Source organism: Shewanella sp. MMG014, from assembly GCF_018100775.1.
Taxonomy (GTDB): domain Bacteria; phylum Pseudomonadota; class Gammaproteobacteria; order Enterobacterales; family Shewanellaceae; genus Shewanella; species Shewanella japonica.
Map to the genome: position 1 here is coordinate 128,687 of NZ_JAGJDZ010000005.1, position 18,234 is coordinate 146,920.

20 protein-coding genes are annotated in these 18,234 nt (G+C 42.7%); 15 read left to right on the forward strand and 5 right to left on the reverse strand.

Annotated features, from left to right (window positions below):
• The first annotated feature begins 8 nt into the window (after positions 1-8).
• The 13 genes from flgL to J8L86_RS09900 all read left to right on the forward strand — a co-directional run bounded on the left by flgL (position 9) and on the right by J8L86_RS09900 (position 10,426).
• Complete coding sequence (gene flgL, locus J8L86_RS09840; RefSeq protein ID WP_211030076.1) at positions 9-926, forward strand: flagellar hook-associated protein FlgL; 918 nt, start codon at positions 9-11, stop codon at positions 924-926.
• Positions 927-943: 17 nt separating this feature from the next.
• Positions 944-1,975 carry a hypothetical protein gene (locus J8L86_RS09845; RefSeq protein WP_192021915.1) on the forward strand — a complete coding sequence of 344 codons (1,032 nt, stop codon included), beginning with the start codon at positions 944-946 and terminating at the stop codon, positions 1,973-1,975.
• A 254-nt stretch (positions 1,976-2,229) separates the two neighbouring features.
• Positions 2,230-3,027, forward strand: a complete 798-nt coding sequence (locus J8L86_RS09850) for a flagellin (RefSeq protein WP_065110147.1) — start codon at positions 2,230-2,232, stop codon at positions 3,025-3,027.
• Between the two features lie 357 nt (positions 3,028-3,384).
• Complete coding sequence (gene fliD / locus J8L86_RS09855; RefSeq protein WP_211030078.1) at positions 3,385-4,743, forward strand: flagellar filament capping protein FliD; 1,359 nt, start codon at positions 3,385-3,387, stop codon at positions 4,741-4,743.
• A gap of 16 nt (positions 4,744-4,759) precedes the next feature.
• A complete protein-coding gene (gene fliS / locus J8L86_RS09860) occupies positions 4,760-5,140 on the forward strand; it encodes a flagellar export chaperone FliS (protein ID WP_055025332.1) in 381 nt (126 codons plus the stop codon).
• Positions 5,109-5,435: a hypothetical protein gene (locus J8L86_RS09865; protein WP_065110149.1), complete on the forward strand. Its 327-nt coding sequence runs from the start codon at positions 5,109-5,111 to the stop codon at positions 5,433-5,435. Before fliS ends, J8L86_RS09865 begins: the two co-directional genes overlap by 32 nt.
• Positions 5,425-6,579, forward strand: a complete 1,155-nt coding sequence (locus J8L86_RS09870; RefSeq protein ID WP_211030080.1) for a flagellar hook-length control protein FliK — start codon at positions 5,425-5,427, stop codon at positions 6,577-6,579. Before J8L86_RS09865 ends, J8L86_RS09870 begins: the two co-directional genes overlap by 11 nt.
• 15 nt (positions 6,580-6,594) lie before the next feature.
• Positions 6,595-7,053 carry a flagellar basal body-associated FliL family protein gene (locus tag J8L86_RS09875; RefSeq protein WP_211030082.1) on the forward strand — a complete coding sequence of 153 codons (459 nt, stop codon included), beginning with the start codon at positions 6,595-6,597 and terminating at the stop codon, positions 7,051-7,053.
• Positions 7,054-7,066: 13 nt separating this feature from the next.
• Positions 7,067-7,789 carry an RNA polymerase sigma factor FliA gene (locus J8L86_RS09880; RefSeq protein WP_065110152.1) on the forward strand — a complete coding sequence of 241 codons (723 nt, stop codon included), beginning with the start codon at positions 7,067-7,069 and terminating at the stop codon, positions 7,787-7,789.
• Positions 7,790-7,804: 15 nt separating this feature from the next.
• Entirely contained in the window at positions 7,805-8,662 is an 858-nt protein-coding gene (gene motA / locus J8L86_RS09885; protein WP_065110153.1) for a flagellar motor stator protein MotA, read from the forward strand.
• The gene (locus J8L86_RS09890; protein ID WP_055025338.1) at positions 8,662-9,663 is read left to right on the forward strand and encodes a flagellar motor protein MotB; all 1,002 of its coding nucleotides are present in this window, start codon (positions 8,662-8,664) and stop codon (positions 9,661-9,663) included. The genes motA and J8L86_RS09890 overlap by 1 nt, the downstream gene beginning before the upstream one ends.
• Entirely contained in the window at positions 9,663-10,088 is a 426-nt protein-coding gene (locus J8L86_RS09895; protein WP_119968157.1) for a hypothetical protein, read from the forward strand. The genes J8L86_RS09890 and J8L86_RS09895 overlap by 1 nt, the downstream gene beginning before the upstream one ends.
• Before the next feature lie 56 nt (positions 10,089-10,144).
• Positions 10,145-10,426, forward strand: a complete 282-nt coding sequence (locus J8L86_RS09900) for a hypothetical protein (RefSeq protein WP_055025340.1) — start codon at positions 10,145-10,147, stop codon at positions 10,424-10,426.
• A gap of 8 nt (positions 10,427-10,434) precedes the next feature.
• On the opposite strand, the gene J8L86_RS09905 is transcribed toward J8L86_RS09900, so the two are convergent.
• Both J8L86_RS09905 and J8L86_RS09910 read right to left on the reverse strand, forming a co-directional pair.
• Positions 10,435-11,379 carry a hypothetical protein gene (locus J8L86_RS09905; protein WP_211030084.1) on the reverse strand — a complete coding sequence of 315 codons (945 nt, stop codon included), beginning with the start codon at positions 11,377-11,379 and terminating at the stop codon, positions 10,435-10,437.
• A 178-nt stretch (positions 11,380-11,557) separates the two neighbouring features.
• Positions 11,558-12,010 carry an Lrp/AsnC family transcriptional regulator gene (locus J8L86_RS09910; protein ID WP_055025342.1) on the reverse strand — a complete coding sequence of 151 codons (453 nt, stop codon included), beginning with the start codon at positions 12,008-12,010 and terminating at the stop codon, positions 11,558-11,560.
• Positions 12,011-12,183: 173 nt separating this feature from the next.
• Here J8L86_RS09910 and J8L86_RS09915 point away from each other — a divergent pair, with 173 nt between their 5' ends.
• Together J8L86_RS09915 and J8L86_RS09920 are read left to right on the forward strand one after the other, a co-directional pair.
• A complete protein-coding gene (locus J8L86_RS09915) occupies positions 12,184-13,362 on the forward strand; it encodes a monodechloroaminopyrrolnitrin synthase PrnB family protein (RefSeq protein ID WP_211030086.1) in 1,179 nt (392 codons plus the stop codon).
• A 14-nt stretch (positions 13,363-13,376) separates the two neighbouring features.
• The gene (locus tag J8L86_RS09920) at positions 13,377-14,495 is read left to right on the forward strand and encodes an aminotransferase class V-fold PLP-dependent enzyme (RefSeq protein WP_211030278.1); all 1,119 of its coding nucleotides are present in this window, start codon (positions 13,377-13,379) and stop codon (positions 14,493-14,495) included.
• Between the two features lie 14 nt (positions 14,496-14,509).
• Here J8L86_RS09920 and J8L86_RS21270 read toward each other — a convergent pair whose 3' ends face one another.
• The 3 genes from J8L86_RS21270 to J8L86_RS09935 form a co-directional block, all read right to left on the reverse strand.
• Positions 14,510-15,040 (reverse strand): prepilin-type N-terminal cleavage/methylation domain-containing protein, encoded by a 531-nt coding sequence (locus J8L86_RS21270; protein WP_065110157.1) that lies wholly within the window; start codon positions 15,038-15,040, stop codon positions 14,510-14,512.
• 30 nt (positions 15,041-15,070) lie between these two features.
• Positions 15,071-16,657, reverse strand: a complete 1,587-nt coding sequence (locus J8L86_RS09930) for a sensor domain-containing diguanylate cyclase (protein WP_211030088.1) — start codon at positions 16,655-16,657, stop codon at positions 15,071-15,073.
• Positions 16,658-17,013: 356 nt separating this feature from the next.
• Complete coding sequence (locus tag J8L86_RS09935) at positions 17,014-18,225, reverse strand: dicarboxylate/amino acid:cation symporter (protein ID WP_211030090.1); 1,212 nt, start codon at positions 18,223-18,225, stop codon at positions 17,014-17,016.
• Between the last annotated feature and the right edge of the window lie 9 nt (positions 18,226-18,234).

The following is an 18,234-nucleotide window of genomic DNA, read 5'->3' on the forward strand; positions in this document are numbered from 1 at the left end:
ATTCTGTAATGCGCGTTAGCATGATGAATATGTACAGCCAAAACCTACAAAGCATGCAAAACCTCACCAGTGATGTGGCTAGAGTGAATCAGCAAATGGCCACAGGTAAGTCCATTTTGCGTCCTTCAGATGATCCTATTGGCATGGCTAAGGTCATCACAACACAGCGAGATTTAGCTTCTACATCGCAATACTTACAAAACACTGAATCACTTAGTACCAGTTTAGATCGCTCTGAAACCTACCTTTCAAGCATGACTAACCTGCAAATGCGGATGCGCGAAATCACCATCGGTGCCAATAACGGTGCACTCTCACCAGAAGATAGAGCAGCGTATGCGGCGGAGTTAAGTGAGTTACTCGAGTCATTTGTGGATGTGGTTAATGCAAAAGATGACGGCGGAAACTACCTGTTTTCAGGTAACGAGACAGGGACAGCTCCTATCGGTATTGATGCTGATGGTAACTACTTTTATCAGGGCGATGATGGCCACCGAGAAGTACAGATATCCGGCTCAGCTTGGATGACGGGTAACGTGACTGCTCAAGAGTTTTTATTCTCATCAGGCGGCACAGATATCCTGAATCAAACCAAGCAATTCATCGACGTACTGAATGACCCAGATTTAAGTCCTGGCGATGATATTTTTACCCAAGCAGCTGAAGATATGTTAGCGACATTAGATGATTCTTTAGCAAGCATTAGCGGCGCTATTACTGATATTGGTGGTAAACAAAATGCCCTTAGTTTGATGCAAACAACTCATACAGAGCGCATTTTATTCAGCGAAGAAGTCATCGGTGAAACCGAAGGCTTAGATTATGCTCAAGCCACAGCTGAGTTTAATTTGAAGTTGACCACATTACAGGTGACGCAACAGTCTTTTGTGCAGGTAAGTCAGTTATCATTGTTCAACCACATGTAAGTTAGTTAACTAAATCCATGCTTAAAGGTATTTCCGAGAGTCTCAATGTATTGCAGCGCAACCAAACGGTTGCGCCCGCACCTACCGCAGTGCCAAGCTCACAGCCAGCGACAGCCAAACCAGCGCCTTCGATTCCAACCCACAGATTAGCAAGCTACCAAAAGTGGGCGAAAGTCACTCAAGGCCAGCATGCTATTTCAGCTAATCAAGTGGCTGAACAAGGCTTACTAAAGGTGTCGCAATTACTCAAAAAACTGCAAGTTCCTCTCAGTAATGCCTCTTTGCAGCATGGCCTGTCAGAACAACAATCTGATACCGCAAAGCAACTCCAACAACAACTAGCAGCGCTCGATATCAGTTATCAACAGCAACCGTTAGTTGATCACCAACTGAACTTAATCAATAGCCAACGCCCAGCAGCTAAGCATTTCTTTCAACTCAAGTCGGTTGATTTAATTGGGGTAAAAACCCGTGATGAACGCATTACTGTGCAATATGGGAATCAAGCTGCAAGTGCGTTATTACCCGCGCATCAAAATAGCCAGTACTTAGCCAAGCAACTGACTCATGCTTTAAAAGACATTGGGATAACGGTACAAGCACCTGCACGAGATTCAGCTATGCTCAGCAGTGAACATAGTGAATGGCAACAGATACAAGCGGGTTTACTGATGTCAGGCCAAGGACAACGCCTGCCAGCTGGCGAAGCTCGCACAGTAAAAGTGGTAGAGATATTATCGTGGCAAGATCCAAAAGAGTGGCGTTTCGATAAGCCCGAAGACATTAAACAAACACAGGCTAAAATTGCTAAAACTCAGCAAAAAGTGAATCAACAGTTGATGGAGTTACGCAGCAGCAAACAAAAAGTGCAGCAGCAATTAAAGCGAACTAACTACCAAGAACAACTTCATGGCAACCTTGATAACAACATGGCTAAACTCAAAGAACTGATGCAGCCTACACCTTTTTCTGCCCAGGTGACGTCCTTAATGGCGCAAGCTAATGTCAGCCGTGACCATGTGTCATCGCTATTAAAAAGTAAGCCATAAATATATTGTTTCTCACGATAATGAGGTTTTATTCGTGAAAAGTCCCTTGTTGTAATTCATTTCGCCCCTCACCACACATCCCTCATGCCCTATATTTGATGGGCTTTGGGGTTTATACCAAGCTACAAGATTCTGTTTTACTCCCTCATTTGAACAAAATTTTAGTATTTTTTTTATCACTCCGATTCAGTTTCGTTTTCCTGTGTCGTTTTAATTAATTGTGAGACCAAAACTTTAAACTATAGGAAAACATTATGTTATCTGTTCATACTAATACTGCTTCGAACATTGCTCAAAACTCAGTGACTAAAAGTAACGATCTAATGACCAACGCTATGGAGCGTTTATCAACAGGTCTTCGTATCAACAGCTCTGCTGATGATGCTGCTGGTCTACAAATTGCGACTCGCTTAAATGCAAACGTAACAGGCATGGAGCAAGCTAGCCGTAACGTGAATGATGCGACATCTATGCTACAAACTGCTGATGGTGCACTTGAAGAGCTAACAACTATCGCAATGCGTCAAAAAGAGCTTGCTACACAAGCAGCTAACGGCGTGAACTCAGCTGAAGACTTAACTGCTCTAAACGACGAATTTGCTGAATTAAGTGCTGAAGTTGACCGTATTATCGGTGACACTGAATACTCAGGTAACAACCTATTCACTGCTTTAGACGATATTGATTTCCAAATCGGTGCTGGTTCAAACGAAGTATTAAACGTAACTTTAGGTGCATCTGCATTAGCTGGTCTAACTGATGATCTAGAAACTGCAGCTAACGCAGCAATCGATAACGTTGATGACTTCATCGATGCTATTGGTGTTGAGCGTTCAACACTTGGTGCTAACATCAACCGTTTAGGCCACACAGCGTCTAACCTAACTAACGTTACTGAAAACACTAAAGCTGCAGCTGGCCGCATCATGGATGCAGATTTCGCCGTTGAATCAGCTAACATGACTAAAAACCAGTTATTAGTTCAAGCAGGTACTACTGTACTTTCTAACGCTAACCAAAACACTGGCTTAGTTATGGGTCTATTACGCTAATATCGCGTTAATAACCTTGATAAAAAGGGCCGCTTGGCCCTTTTTCTGTTTTTATTCAGTACGTCTTTCATTGTTATCAACTCAAGCCTGAATAGTCACTGCAAGCATCTAATTTTATTGATAATAAATGTTTATTGCACTTCAGCCACTCATTATCCCTGTCGCCTTTAATCACTGTTACAAACCCTTTTTCGACACTCGGTAGATCAAACGGAAGCTCAGCTTCCATTGTGCTGCACAAAACGGAAGTTGCTTAACCGACAAAAAAATCGAAAAACCAATAAATAACTATTAAACAATAACTTAACCATTGGCATAAAGATTGCCATTCAAGTCAGTTAGCCAATAGGAGTTGCCATGATTTCAGGTATGAGTGCCGCCTCATTTGCCGAGCAATTAGTTGCTGCAGAACGAATGAGTAAAGATGCTTTATTTAAAAACAACTTAGATAACAGCAAAGCACAAATTGATGCTTATAAAATTTTAGAACGCACCTTAAACAAGATGACCAGTAATCTGGACAACTTAAACGGTGATGCCTTCGAAGGTAAAACGTCTGAAATTAGCGATGACAGTGCCACCATCACAGTAGACAGTGATGCACCTGCTGGCGTTTACGATTTATATGTTAAGCAGCTGGCTCAAGCGCATCAAATCACTAAATCCTTCACAAGTGAAGATGAAATTCTACCAACCACTGGTGTGGTCAGCATCGATGTCGGTGGCAATAGCATCGACATTGATATGGCTGAGCTTAACGCTTCAGGTAACGCAACGGTAAGTGACTTACGTGATGCAATCAACAAGCATCCTGACAACCCTGGTGTCACAGCTTCTTTAGTCAGAACAGGTGGTCAAGTTGAATTGATGCTGACATCTGATGAGACCGGAAAAGACAGCACAGTCACCATGGAGATGAATGGCACAGACTGGGGCACTCAAGAAAGAATTAAAGCCCAAGATGCCGAGTTTACCCTTAATGGCATTGATATCACCAGTAGCAGCAATTACCTCGATAACGTCATTGATGGCGTCAATATCGAGCTGAAAAAAGCCCATAACGTCGGTGAAAGCGCCACGATTACCATTGGTAACGATACCGAAGGCACCGAAAAAGCCGTTAATGATTTTGTTGATTCTTTCAATGAATTAATGACGCAACTAAACCAACTCACCCGCTCAATGGGGAGCTCGGTTTTAGATGATATTAATGGCGACAAAGACAAAGATGATGACGATGAAGACGATGATGATGATGAAAACTCATCAGTCGGCGAAGATCAGATTGGTATTTTAAAAGGCGATTCAAGCCTGCGTATGCTGCAAAACAGTGTTCGTAATGCCATTTTCGATGAAGCCCCCAATGGCATGCGCCTCTCTGATATCGGCATTGAAATGGGTCGTGATGGCAAGCTGTCTGTCGACGATGAAAAGCTCTCTCAAGCCATTAGCAGTGACTCAGAGGCGATCAAGGAAATGTTTACCGCTGACGGTGGTTACATTGATCGTATCGATTCAATCATCGACCCATTCACTAAAAACAATGGCTACATCGATTTAAAGCAGAAAAACCTTGATTCTCAAGTGGAACAAATCGAAGACAACATGTCTCGTCATGACAACCACATGAGTCAACGCTACCAAATTTTACTCACTCAGTTTACTGCAATGGAAAACACCATTAACAAGTTAAATACGGCTAGTGGCCTATTTTAATTAGGAAAAATGAACAATGTTGAACGAATACGATCCTTTTAATGCTTACAAGCAAACCACACTAGACGCCAGAGTCGCCTCAGCTAATCCCCATGAAATGGTGCGTATGTTGTTGGACGGTTTACTGGAAGAAATTGAGCGTACCAGTGGATACATGGAGCGACAAAGCTATGAAGATAAAGGGAAAAGTGTCAACAAGTGTCTCAATATTGTTCATGGTTTGGATTCGATGTTGGATTTAGAAAATGGTGGTGAAGTCGCCATCACACTAAACCGCCTCTACGACTACTGCAGTCGTCAATTAGTGACCGCGAGTGTTGAAAACAGCGTCACTGAGCTTACCCCCGTCATTAAGGTAATTACAGATGTCAGAGCCGGCTGGGCCAACCTCAACTAATCAGTGGCAGCAATTTGAAGCTGCACTGATTAAATATGCCAAAGCAAAAGACTGGAAGAAGGTAGAAAAAGTTAATGAGCTAATGATGATGGCGCTTACCGTTCAGGGTAAGCCCAAAACTCAGCAGCAATTATTGGCTCGCCAATCCCTTTCGAAAACCCATCAATTGGTGATTGCTCAGGCTACAGCAGAAAAAGACTTGCTGAATAAAGAGATGAAGCAGTTCCAAGCAACAAAAGACGGTATCTCAGCTTATAAGCTAACCAGTCTTTGCGGTGAAATTTATGATAACTAATGTGTCCAATTTATCTGCGATGGCGAGTCATTCATCATCGCAACCTTTTAGCATTGCAAGTGAGACACAATCAGATTTTGAGCATGAATCTCAAGGCGATATGGGATTTATTATGCCCTTGCCATCATCCCTTGTCTCACCAGATAAAAACGTCGTCACATTGCCTCAAGAAAATGTGACTGTACAAAATAGTGCGATAAGCCACATCCCTGCCCACCTTATCAGTGAGATAAAGCAAAACCCCTATCTTGCAGGGGCGTTATCGGCATTAACAAATGAGTTTGATAGTAAAAATCCAGCGGCATTATCTCTGGCTTCAGAGCAAGTTAAGTCAGTTTTAAGCGAACTTTCGTTAATGCAAAATAGCGCGAATTCTCCATCATCAATTAGCCCTGAATTACGTGACTTTTTAGCTTTACTAAACCAGCAAGTTAGCCAGTCGTCAGCGCCATCACAAGCCCAGGTTAATCAATTTACCTCTGGTTTGCCCAATGGTCAGCAGCCGACATCGGTAACAACCTCCTTGGCACCACAAAGCATGCAGCCTGCGATGGAAATGCACCTCAATATGGCTCCAGCAGCGGCAATAACGCCGCCAACGACTGATGGGGTAAGCACAGAGTTAGATAATATTAACCAAGTCATTAACCAACTCAGTCAAACCGCAGCTAAAACGCAAGCAACGAGCCAGTGGGGCCCTGTTTCAGTGTCTCAATCTGCGCCCATGTTACAGCAGTCAAACGAGCTGCTTTCTCCGCTTCGAGATCAGCTCAGGTTTCAAATTGATCAGCAAATTAAATCTGCTGAATTACGTTTAGACCCACCAGAACTTGGCAAAGTAGAGCTCAATATTCGCCTTGATGGTGATCGCCTACATATTCAAATGCACGCAGCCAACAATAGCGTACGTGATGCCCTACAAATGGGGTTAGAGAGACTGCGTCATGATTTAGAAATGGAACATGGTGGTCAAATTGATTTTGAAATGTCGGACACCTCATCAGAGCAGCAACACACATCGCGTGACGCAATAGCGCAGCAATTCATTTCAGAAGAAGCGAATCAACAACATGAGCAACAAGACATTAGCTCACTCACTCAATCAGACTCATTAAAGCCTGAACAAGTTGATTTACTCGCTTAACAAAGGAAAAACACAATGGCTATAGGTAGCAAAAAAATCGGGAAATTAAGCGGATTAACTATGGTATTTCTTGCCTGGTCTGCAGGGATATTCTGGGTAGGTTGGAAGTCACCAGAGTTGTTCGGCGAGCCTTTCACCGCCTTTGAACCCGCGCCTAAGGTGGCGCAATTTTACCCGCTCGAAAAATTCATATTCTCGGTGCCGGGTAAAGACACCTCGCACTATTTGTTATTAGAGATGGCATTAAAAAGCCGATCTGATGATGCTGCCAACATCATTCGAGATGCTGATCCACTGATCAAAAATGCATTGATGAAAATGTTTTCCCAAAAAGAATATGAAGAACTTCATGCCAGCCACCAACTGGAATTACTGCAAACCGAAGCGCAAGTGTTATTGGCAACGGTGTTAAATGAAAACAATTTTTCCATTGAATTAGACGACGTTTTATTTACCAGAATGGTTATTCAATAAAAGGGGCTGTCATATGCAATCCGGTCAACTCGCTTATCAAGAAGCTTTTGAAGAGAAGCATGTCCACCGCTTATCTGAAGCGCAGGTTATGCAGCAATACTTGCCGTTAGTTAAGAAGTCAGTGTCTCACCTTAGAACCCATTGCGGTGCAGCTTTGGCCATAGAGGACATGGAACAAATAGGCATGATGGCTTTACTTGAGTCAGCAAGACGTTATCCGGGCGAATATGACAATGGGTTTATTTCTTTTGCTGGGCAACGGATCCGCGGCGCTATTTTAGATGAATTGCGCCGCCAAGACTGGCGCCCTCGTCCAGTAAGACAACAAGCACATGAACTCAATGACACGGTCAGAAAGCTCATCAGAGAACTTGGCCGTGAACCAACTGATGTCGAAGTGGCTAAGTCCTTAGGGCTCAATAAAGAACAGTACCGTGATCGCTTATTTGCGACTCAATCAGAGTCAATGAAGAGTCTTGATGAGTTATTAACCGAAGGGGTTAACTTTAAGGATAAGAGTTGCTTTATTGAGCAAATAACCAATAAAGACACATTATTTAAAGCAATTTCGAAATTAAACAAAAGAGAGCAAGTAATCCTGTCGCTTTACTATCAACATGAACTTAATTTAAAAGAAATCGCTGCGACTCTTGGTTTAACTGAAACACGAATATGCCAACTACATAAACAGGCTATTGTGAATCTTCAGCAAATATATCAACAGTGGGAGCGATAATACCAGGCAGGAAATATGAGCAAGTTAATTGGGATATCGATCATTATTTTTTCAGTATTTGGTGGATATGTATGGGCAGGGGGCAGCCTAACCTCATTATGGCAACCTGCTGAAATCCTGATTATCTTTGGCGCTGGTTTAGGCGCATTAGTTATCGCCTCTCCCCGCGCCGTTCTCGATGAAATGGTTGAGCAAGTCAAATCTGTTTTCTCAACCGAAAAAGAAGATCCAGAGCTATACCCGCAGTTGTTTGGTTTAATGGGTATGCTAATGAGCCAAATCCAATCTCAAGGGCTAAAAGTTCTTGATGAACATATCGATAAGCCCAACGAAAGTTCCCTTTTCTTAATGTACCCAGCAGTGCTAGAACACCCTCAAGTACTGCAATTCCTCATCGACAACTTGCGCTTACAGTCGATTGGTAAGCTGTCACCTCACGATCTAGAACATATGCTAGCTGAAGAGATTGAACGGATTGAAGACGACAGTCTTAGGCCTTCTCATGCTTTAGCCAAAATAGCTGAAGCCATGCCAGGGTTTGGTATCTTAGCCGCGGTAATGGGCATTATCATTACCATGTCTAATATTGACGGTCCAATTACCATGATTGGCGTCAAAGTCGCTGCCGCGCTAGTCGGTACCTTTATTGGTATTTTCGCCTGTTATTGCTTTTTTGACCCATTATCGAAATCTCTTGAACATTTAGTCGATCGTAAAAGTGCACAACTGCGTTGTGTTGCGGCGGCGCTCACCGCCTTTGCTAAAGGCAAACCTCCGATGCTCGCACTTGATGCCGGTCGCAAACAGATTCAATCAGAAAACCGTCCTTCATTTATTGAGCTTGAACGCTGGATTGAGGAGCAACGTGGCTAATGGCAATTCAACCCGAACCGGTGATCATTAGCCGGAAAAAGCGTAAGAAAAAACATGCCGCTCATGGCGGCGCTTGGAAGGTGGCCTTTGCCGACTTTACCTTGGCCATGATGGCATTGTTTATGGTGTTGTGGATCATGCAAGTGGCCGATCAACGAGAACGCACCTTAATCGTGCAATACCTCAAAGGCGACATGTTCTCATCGGGCCCAATAAACCCGTTTGATTTAAGCAACTCATCGTCCATTATCGATTTAGAAGGCGGCATGAGTATCGAAACCTCTATCGTGCCGTCAGCAGGACAAGGTAAGAATGATATCGCTATCGATAAGCGTCACGCTCTAGGTGAACAAAGCTCTCCGTCAGGCAAAGGTAATGAGTTGAACTCAATCTTACCTGGTGAGTTTGAAACCCAAGCACAATTAGAGTTGTTGGCGCGCGAAATAGACAAGATTATTGCCAATGTCGATATGAGCGCCAATGTGAACTTACAAATAGTGCCTCAAGGGATTCGAATTCTTGTTCATGACAATGTTGAGCAATTCATGTTTACCCGTGGTAGTGCCACTATCCAACCTTACTTTGAAGATTTACTACTGGCTTTGGGTGAACTGCTAGGGCAAATCAATAACGGTTTGAGTATTTCTGGCCATACCGACTCATTGCCATTTGCCGGTAGTACATTCACCAATTGGGAACTGTCGAGCCAACGTGCATTACTTGCTAGACGCATTCTTGAGGCCGGTGGTGTTGACTATAAGCAAGTCGTACAAGTTACAGGTATGGCAGATCAGTCGCCTTATGTTCCAGACGAGCCTGCAGCGGCGGCAAACAGGCGGATTGAGCTACTGGTATTAACCCAAGAGGCCGAAGACAGCCTGAGGATGATGACTGGGCTACAAAGCCGCCACAGTAAAGATAATCAAGATATTAATCTTAAAGTTGATTCAGCAATCAAAGCTGCCGAACAAAACATGCCAAGAACACGGTATCCAAACTAATGAATACAGATCAAGAGCAGGTGACGGAATTTATTGAGCGAGAGCAACGCGATGAGACCACAGCACCTGTTGTCACAGATAACCGAGATCATATTAGACACAGTCTAAGAGAGTCCAATGAAGAGCTCGCACAAGCTTGCGATGGGATCAGCGTAAAGTTACATCAAAAAATCTGGTTTATCACTCAAGAGTTAGGGATTGCCAATATCAAGGATATTAGCTTAGGCGGAATAGGATTAATCACTCCTCTTCAGCTTGAGCTAAATCAATCGATTTGGCTCGAAGTGGAGCAATCCTTATTTGAATTTACCATTATGCGACAGTATCCAATTAACCAAAGATTAAACTTTATTGGCGGCAAGTGGAAATCAAAGCCAGACGACATCAACAAACTCTTGGTGTATATCAATAACGCCAAAGCGTAACGACCGTAAACCACTGAATCATTTATGTTTCTGTCGTAAACGATAGGGAGAGAATTATGCGCGCCAGAGATAGAAGAAAAGGACCTGATGGCTTACAAAAGCTCTTTCTTTATCTAATATTGTTGGAATGGTTTTTACTGATTTATACGACCTCAACAATCAGTAAAATGACTTTTCGCCAAGGGCTGTTAACCTTAGCATTGCTTTTGGGTTTTAATTTAATTCTCGGTAAGCTTTGTACCAAAAGAGCTAAACGCACCACGGACGGTTATATTATTTATCCGGTGATTTGTGGCGGCTTACTGTCATTTTTATTGTTGTTATTCTTTATTTTTTAAATCGTTCGTTATTGATTACAAGGTCGAGAGTCTGCTTTACAGGCTGATAAATTAACCTTAATACCTGTGGCAGTATCTTGCTGTAAAACCTGTAAACTCAATTGCGCTGCTTTTTGTTTCATCGCAATAAAGTCTGCATCATCGACAGAGCGAAAGGACCACAAGTCACCATCATCTAATGGCTCAGCCTGCGTGGCATCTAGGTGGTTAGCATGCCTATCATTTAAATAGGTAAACTCAACATTAAGTATATTATCAACACCTAAGCGGGTAACCTCAGCAGCGGTAATTGCAGCTTCATCACCCCCTGTCGCATTTATCGCCTGTGTATCAATAATCGCATCAAACCGAGATTGATCAGCAAAATGAAACACCAAATTGGGTGACAGATGCTTAAAGGTAAACCCCATTTGATTCGTCATGAATTTACCGGCCTGCCAGCGCTGATAAAGTGACGTAAATGAGGCATCTTGCTGCCACATTTTAACGACCTGTGCTTGGTTTTTATCTTGTAACAAGGTCCAAGCTGAAGCGACTAAGTTTGGATCAACCTGAATATTAAACGGGCTAAAGAAATCGTGTTGTAGTAGATATTCCGTCAATACAATGTATTGCTCACGCACAATGTGTGGCAATGTCAGGCGCTTTATCGTGGAGTAATCGGAGAGCTCACAATACCCCTTTGTTGCCGAGCGGCGGTAATCACTACATACTTCCACTTCAAGCTTTTTGACATCAAAACGTCGCACCTCAAAGTGACTAAAGTTGACAACATCAATCTGTTTTTGCTCTCTATCTTGTAAAGCATTAAGCGCCGCATGATGAAAATCGGCATCTGTACCACAATGATTACATTGGATACTAATTTGAGAATTAAATACATTAGCCTGAATAGATCCACTCATAAGCAATAATGCGATTAAAATAAGCCAAGCAAAGTTAACGCTTTTCATTCAAAGTCCATTTCCAACAACGTCTATCATTTGCAACCACCTAGTAAATGATATTGAGTGTTCACTAAAAAACCAGAGGCAATATTGCACCTAGCCTATCGTATAAACTAACAGTATTACATCAACTTAAGACTGCAATCTCTTAATTTCACCCTATGTTTTACAGCCTTTTCAAAAGTTAGATGGGTAACACAGTACGACTGAAGTTTTGTTTAAGCACCACAGTCGATTCAATCCCAGCAACACAATCAATGCTCCCTAAAGCTGACTTCACAAATTGCTCATAACTCAATAAATCGGCTGCCACAATTTTTAATAGGTAATCATGTGCTCCTGTCACCACAGAACACGCCATAACTTGTGGCAATTGAGCAACAGTAGACTCAAACAAGCGCGCCGAATTATCAGAATTTTCTTTTAATCGAATAAAAGCGTATACCACGACATTTAAATCCAACTTTTTAGGTTCTAAGTGGGCACCATACCCAATAATGACGCCCTGCTGTTCGAGTTTTTTCACTCGCCGTAAACAGGGAGTGTCTGACATATTTAGTTGGTTAGCTAACTCAGATATCGCAATACGACCTTGATGCTGTAGCACATTGAGTAATTGTCGATCCTTTTTGTCCATCGTGAGTAACCCAGCTTAAAAATGAGTGAATTTCACTCAAATTATCACATTTTTGAGTTAATTCCTGCGCAAAGATGAATTTTTAGCCACTAAATTTGGTGAATTTCCCCCACGGCATAATGCTAGCCTAGATCCCATTGCATTAAACCTATACCAGCATAAGAGTGTCATCGATGAAAACACCGACCCGCCATACCCAAGCTTTTGATGAATGGATCCGTCATCGATTTGTGGCGTTAAATGATCAGCTTGAGCAGGCCTATTTTGAGCAAGCTGATAAAAACAATGTCGAAGGTATTGGCGATGACATAAAACAAGTGTTACTCACTCAAGGTAATGACTTAATCAGTCATTTATTGGAGGAAGGCAATACCGATCAAGGATTTGACAGTGCCTTCGATTTGCTCGGTAATGTGGGATTATTTATGGCAGCGTGTCGTCGCCATGAAATTACAGAGCCTGCCAGAGAAACCCACTCGCCTCTGAAACAAGCATCGGCATTAGCGATGCATATTGGCGCCTCTATTGGTGTCACGCCCAGATTCGCAACCGCACATTTAACCACCCACAACCGCGCACTTAATGGCACATATAAACGCTTTACCAGCCTCGAAGACGAGCAGATATTTGTCGACTACAACACCAAAGGGATTTTGGCATATAAACGGGCAGCTGATGCCCTACTAAAAATCCAACCTTTAGGTATTTCCCACCCGATTTGCTTCGACCTATTAACCGTCGCAGAACAGGCATTATCTGAAGTTATAGATTCAAATAGCCGCTTATTCAATAAATTAGATGCAGACCGATTTTTCTATTGTGTTAGACCTTATTACAAACCCTATCGAGTAGGTTCACAGGTTTATCGTGGCGCCAATGCGGGTGACTTTGCGGGTATCAATGTGATTGATTTACAGCTAGGGCTATGTGCTGCCAACGACCAATCTTACTCTCAACTTTTAGTCGATAAATTTTTATACATGATGCCTGAGGATCAGCGGATTTTACGTGACTGTATGCGCCGTCAAAGCATCATGGATGACTTTTTACTTCAACGTTCAGCAAGTCAACAAGCTTGGTATCAAAAAAATCTGCAACAATTTCTTGTGGTGTGCCAACGCCATGGTCAAGGCGCCATTCAGCATCACGACCAACTTGTAAATAAGTATATTAGCCAGCCATCTACCGACATGGCACAACAACATATGGCAAAAGTCACCGCCAGTGGTCCGCCATTGCCAGTATTGATTGCAGCGCTAGAGAAGCTTCGAGACCGCCGTGCAGCAAACAAACGTGATGATATTCACACTCGTTTTGACGATATAAAAACATTACAGGCCAGCTTAAAATGAATCAATCACAAAGCATGAGCGACACGTTGAAACAGGACTTTTGTTTAGCCGATGGCACATATTTGCTCAGCCATTCAGTGGGCAGGCCGCTTATTAGTGCCCAACAAGCCTTCGGGGAAGCGTTCTGGGTGCCGTGGCAACAAAGCAATATTGAGCCTTGGCAGCAATGGCTTGCAATAATAACCGATTTTCAACACGCCCTAGCTAGACTATTTCATCACCAAGCCGATGCGTTTTGCCCCCAGGTAAACTTGTCAAGTGGACTCACTAAGTTAGTGATGTCCATTCCTCGATTGCAACGTCGTAATAGCGTCATTTTAATGAGTGAAATTGACTTTCCGAGTATGGGATTTGCAATAAAAAAAGCATTACCAGACTGTGAAATTCGTTTTATTCCTAAACAGCTAGATATCACCAATGAAGCCGTGTGGCAGTCGCATATCAACGAGGATGTAGACTTAGTTTTTATTAGCCATGTTTATTCCAATACCGGTCAACAGGCACCAATTCGCCATATAATTAACCACGCAAAGCTGCAAGGTTGCCTGAGTTTAATTGACGTCGCTCAGTCAGCTGGGATTATTCCCATTAACCTAAGCGAACTGAACCCAGATTTTATGATTGGCTCTAGTGTTAAGTGGTTATGCTCAGGCCCGGGCGCTGCTTACTTATGGATTAACCCGTGGCAATTAGAAAATTGTCGCCCGCAAGATGTCGGCTGGTTTTCCCATGAAAACCCTTTCGAGTTTGATATCCATCACTTTAGCTATCACCCGAGTGCACTGAGGTTTTGGGGAGGAACGCCTTCGATTGCGCCATACGCTATTGCGACAAATAGTCTGCAATATTTCCACCGTATCGGCATTGAGCATTTGCGCCAGCACAATCAACAAATGATCCAAAAACTCACTAAGGCCCTTGCTGACTTTACGGTATCGCCGCGAGATGCTTCACGCCAAAGCGCAACAGTCATTTTAGATTTTGGAGCGCGACAACAACATATTATGACAATGCTTAAAAACCATAATATCAGTGTTGATGCACGTAATATGGGAATACGAGTGTCACCACATATTTATACTGATGCTGATGACATCCACACTTTTATTGATCGAATCCAAGCAGAGTACTAAACAAAACCAGCAAACTAACAGCCAGCAAGATCCCTCTCAATTAGTGGGGTTTCGATGGCAGTTTGAGGCTCTGAGTAACGAATTTCACAGTCATTCACAGAGTAATCTGCAGCAGGCCTGATACGTAAGCCACTTCGGCCACCAATATTGTAACGGGTCAGTTCAAAGTCATCTCCATCAACAATATTTATTGCTCGCGCTATACCCGCTTCAGTATTTCTTGGATAACCATAAGCTAAACTTATTCGTTCACCTTCAACAACAATAGTATTGCTTCCGCTTGCTGGCGCAGTTGAGTCACAATCTCGACTGATAACACACGCTGAGTGAACGAGCTCTTTAGCACTACCAATGGCACCTGACACGCCTTGCATTTGACCTGCGTAAGCATCTTGTTTTAAGTCAATGAATTTCGGCGCTGCAATGACAGATAAAATGCCCAAAACAATAATCACGACGACAAGCTCAATTAAACTAAACCCTTGCTCACGTTTAGAAAAACAAGCCATCTGCTGAGGCTTATAAGGTATATAGAGACTACGCATATCCCCTCCAAAAATAACAACAAAGCATCATCAACTTGCCACCACAACTTGGTTTTTACCTTGATGTTTTGCACGATACATTGCGGTATCTGCACGATGAATTAAGCTATCCGTGTCTTTATCTTTCCCTATTGATAGCGCAAGCCCAATACAGGCGCTAATTGCTATCACTTTATCCTCAATAATCAATGGTTCACTGAATAATTGTAGTAGTTTTTCAGCGGCACATTCAGCTGCCACGATAGAATCCATATTTGGCATCAGTACAATAAACTCATCGCCACCGTATCGAGCTAATACATCATCAATGAACAAATGTTTATTGACCTTGTCAGCCAAGGTTTTCAATAAGATGTCACCGACTTTGTGGCCGTATTGATCATTGACGGCTTTGAAACCGTCGAGATCTATAAACAATAAAGAAAAGTGTTTACTCTCGTGCAATAACGACGCTATTTGCTCCCTGATTGCCACACGGTTGGCAAGCCCAGTCACTGTGTCATGGTTAGCTAAATGAAGCGCTTTAGCCTGCGCTTGAGCCAAATCAGCGGTTCTGCGTGCGACTCTAATTTCTAGCTCTTCTCGACCATTACGAATTTCTAATGACATTTGTCTAAAACTATCGAATAACTTGGCAAATTCAGCAGTATGAAAACCACGATAACGTCGAGAAACAGTATCGTTAGCCTCTTCAGTAATAAGGCGTGTTTTAGCCGTTAAAATATCAATTGGGCGAGTGATTAAACCAACAATCCACCAGCTAATAGCACAGCACACCAGTAACGAAACAAACGCAATCAATAAGGTCACTTTAATCACATCAAATGCACGTTGATCTAACTCAGTCAATGGCTGCGGTATCATCACGCCCCAACCTGTTGCTGGCACAACATCAAATCCCGCGATCATATCTGCTTTCACTGCAGGAGAATAAAACTGGCTTACGCCAGACTCTCCCGCCATCATTTGCTGAACGATACTGATCTTGCTGATGTTTTTAGCTTCAGACTGCCATTGCTTATTCGGGTGCGCCAATACATTTCCTAACTGATCGACAATAGCAGCATGCCCTTTCTCACCAAAAATGACCGCATTTTGCACTTGTTCAATATAAGTCGCTTTTAAGGTAGCTAACCAAATATTCCCATCAGCGGTTTGACGGATCATGTACAAAGTGGGCACATCGACACCTTGTTTATGTACAGGAGTAAATCGTGCTTGCGCTAGCCCTGTTAATTCAAAAGGATTGAGCTCGCTGGTTAAGTCTTCAGGTTGAGCTTGCTCTGAGCCCAAAAGCACCCTTTTACGCTGACCATTTGGCTGATACATGGCAATAGATGCGACATCAATAGAGTTCAATAGCAGCTGCATATCATTGTCTAATTCAGCTTTGTTGGCGCTGGTATTGGTCACCGCAGTAAATATGGCTAAGGCATCCACAGCATATCGATTTAATGCCGTGGTGATGTTATTGGCAAGCAATAAGTGCTTGTCATAGACCATCTTATATTCGTTTTCGAGGGCAGAATTTGCAGACCAAAATGAAATTGCTGTAATGGGGATTATTGACATAAAAGTCATCACCAGAAACAGTAAATGACGAAAAGGTAATTTCATTGAGATTCCATGCTCAGGTTACTTCGCTAATTTACAATAATAAAACCGTGTATAGAAACGCGGCTCAGTCATATCATCACTCATTAGCATCTGTTATACGCCTTAAAATGACGTTTATTTTTCTCATACTTAGTCAATTAATCTACATAATGTTGCATGAGCTAAGTGTAAAATAATGTTACAAAATTTGATGCGCATTGTTACATATGCTCAAAGACTGTTCAACCATTAGCGTCGAAAACTGAATAGTTACTCTAGTTGCAATGAATGGCCTATAGCAATAAGCAGTAAAAGCCATTCTCACAATCATCAAACCTCGTTATTTAGATAATAAAACACGCTGATTGATAAACGATTTAACCGACTGATTCGGCCTGATATTGTTTACCATTAATTCGCTCAATAATCTGCGTTGCGGTTAAATCATGCACTACGTTAATCACGGTTGATGCCGCATCTGTAATTGCTCCCAGAATCACCAAGATAGGGATCACCTCAAGGGGCAGTCCCAAGGTGGTGACAATAAAGATTTCTCCAAGAAAAGCGCCTCCCGGCACTCCACCTATCACAAACGCAGACAATACCGAAATTAAAATGGTGAGCATGAATACCTCAGAGGTAAACTCCATCCCCAGTAACGAGTATATAAACACAATTTTAAGGGCCGTGATCATTGCTGCACCGCCTTTATTTAAGTTCACCAATAACGGCAAACTTATCTCAGCAATCTGCTCATTCAAGCCCATTTTGCTGGCACTGCGAATATTGACCGGTAAGGTCGCAAGTGATGAACTGGTGCCCAATGCTGTTACTGCTGGTGCCAGCATATGTTGCCAAAAGCGCTTTACGCCCTGAATACCGCCACCAAGCCATGCGTATACTGTTGACCCTAAGGTGAGGTAGACCAGAGTCGCCACCAAGAATAATCCCACGGCACGGGCAAAGGTGCCCATTAACTCTGCATCTTGGCTGGCCATAGTGGCAGCAAAATAGGCGCCCAAGCCAATGGGCGCAAGATACATTAATATGGCAATGATTTTCATGATGACAGTATTTAAGCTATCCAGTAACGCAGAAACTTTACGCCCATCTTCGCCTGATTGACCAATGGCAATGCCACTAATCACTGACATAATAATTAATGCCAAAATATTCGATTTAGACAATAACCCCACAAAATCATTCGCTGTCAATAAACTTACAAAATCCATACTCCCTGCGGTTTCCACAGTCTCTTTTAGCTCAAGCGTCACCCCTTGAGCAGGATCATATGCCAGTGCTAACAACACAATGCCCATTGCGGGGATCATAGCCATCATCACCGATACCGCCATGATCGAGGCGAGAATCGCTCCTAATGCTTTTAAGTCAGTCATTTTGGCAATCGATGACATAACGCTAACTGCAACTAATGGCACGATAATCATGAACAATAAATTTAGAAAAATTTGCCCGATAGGTTTAAGTTTTATTGCCATTTCTGGCAGTAAAAAACCAAATATCCCACCCAGCATTAACGCCACAAGTAGAATTATCGATGAGCGATAAGCTTTAAGTGTGTTCCACATAAATCCATT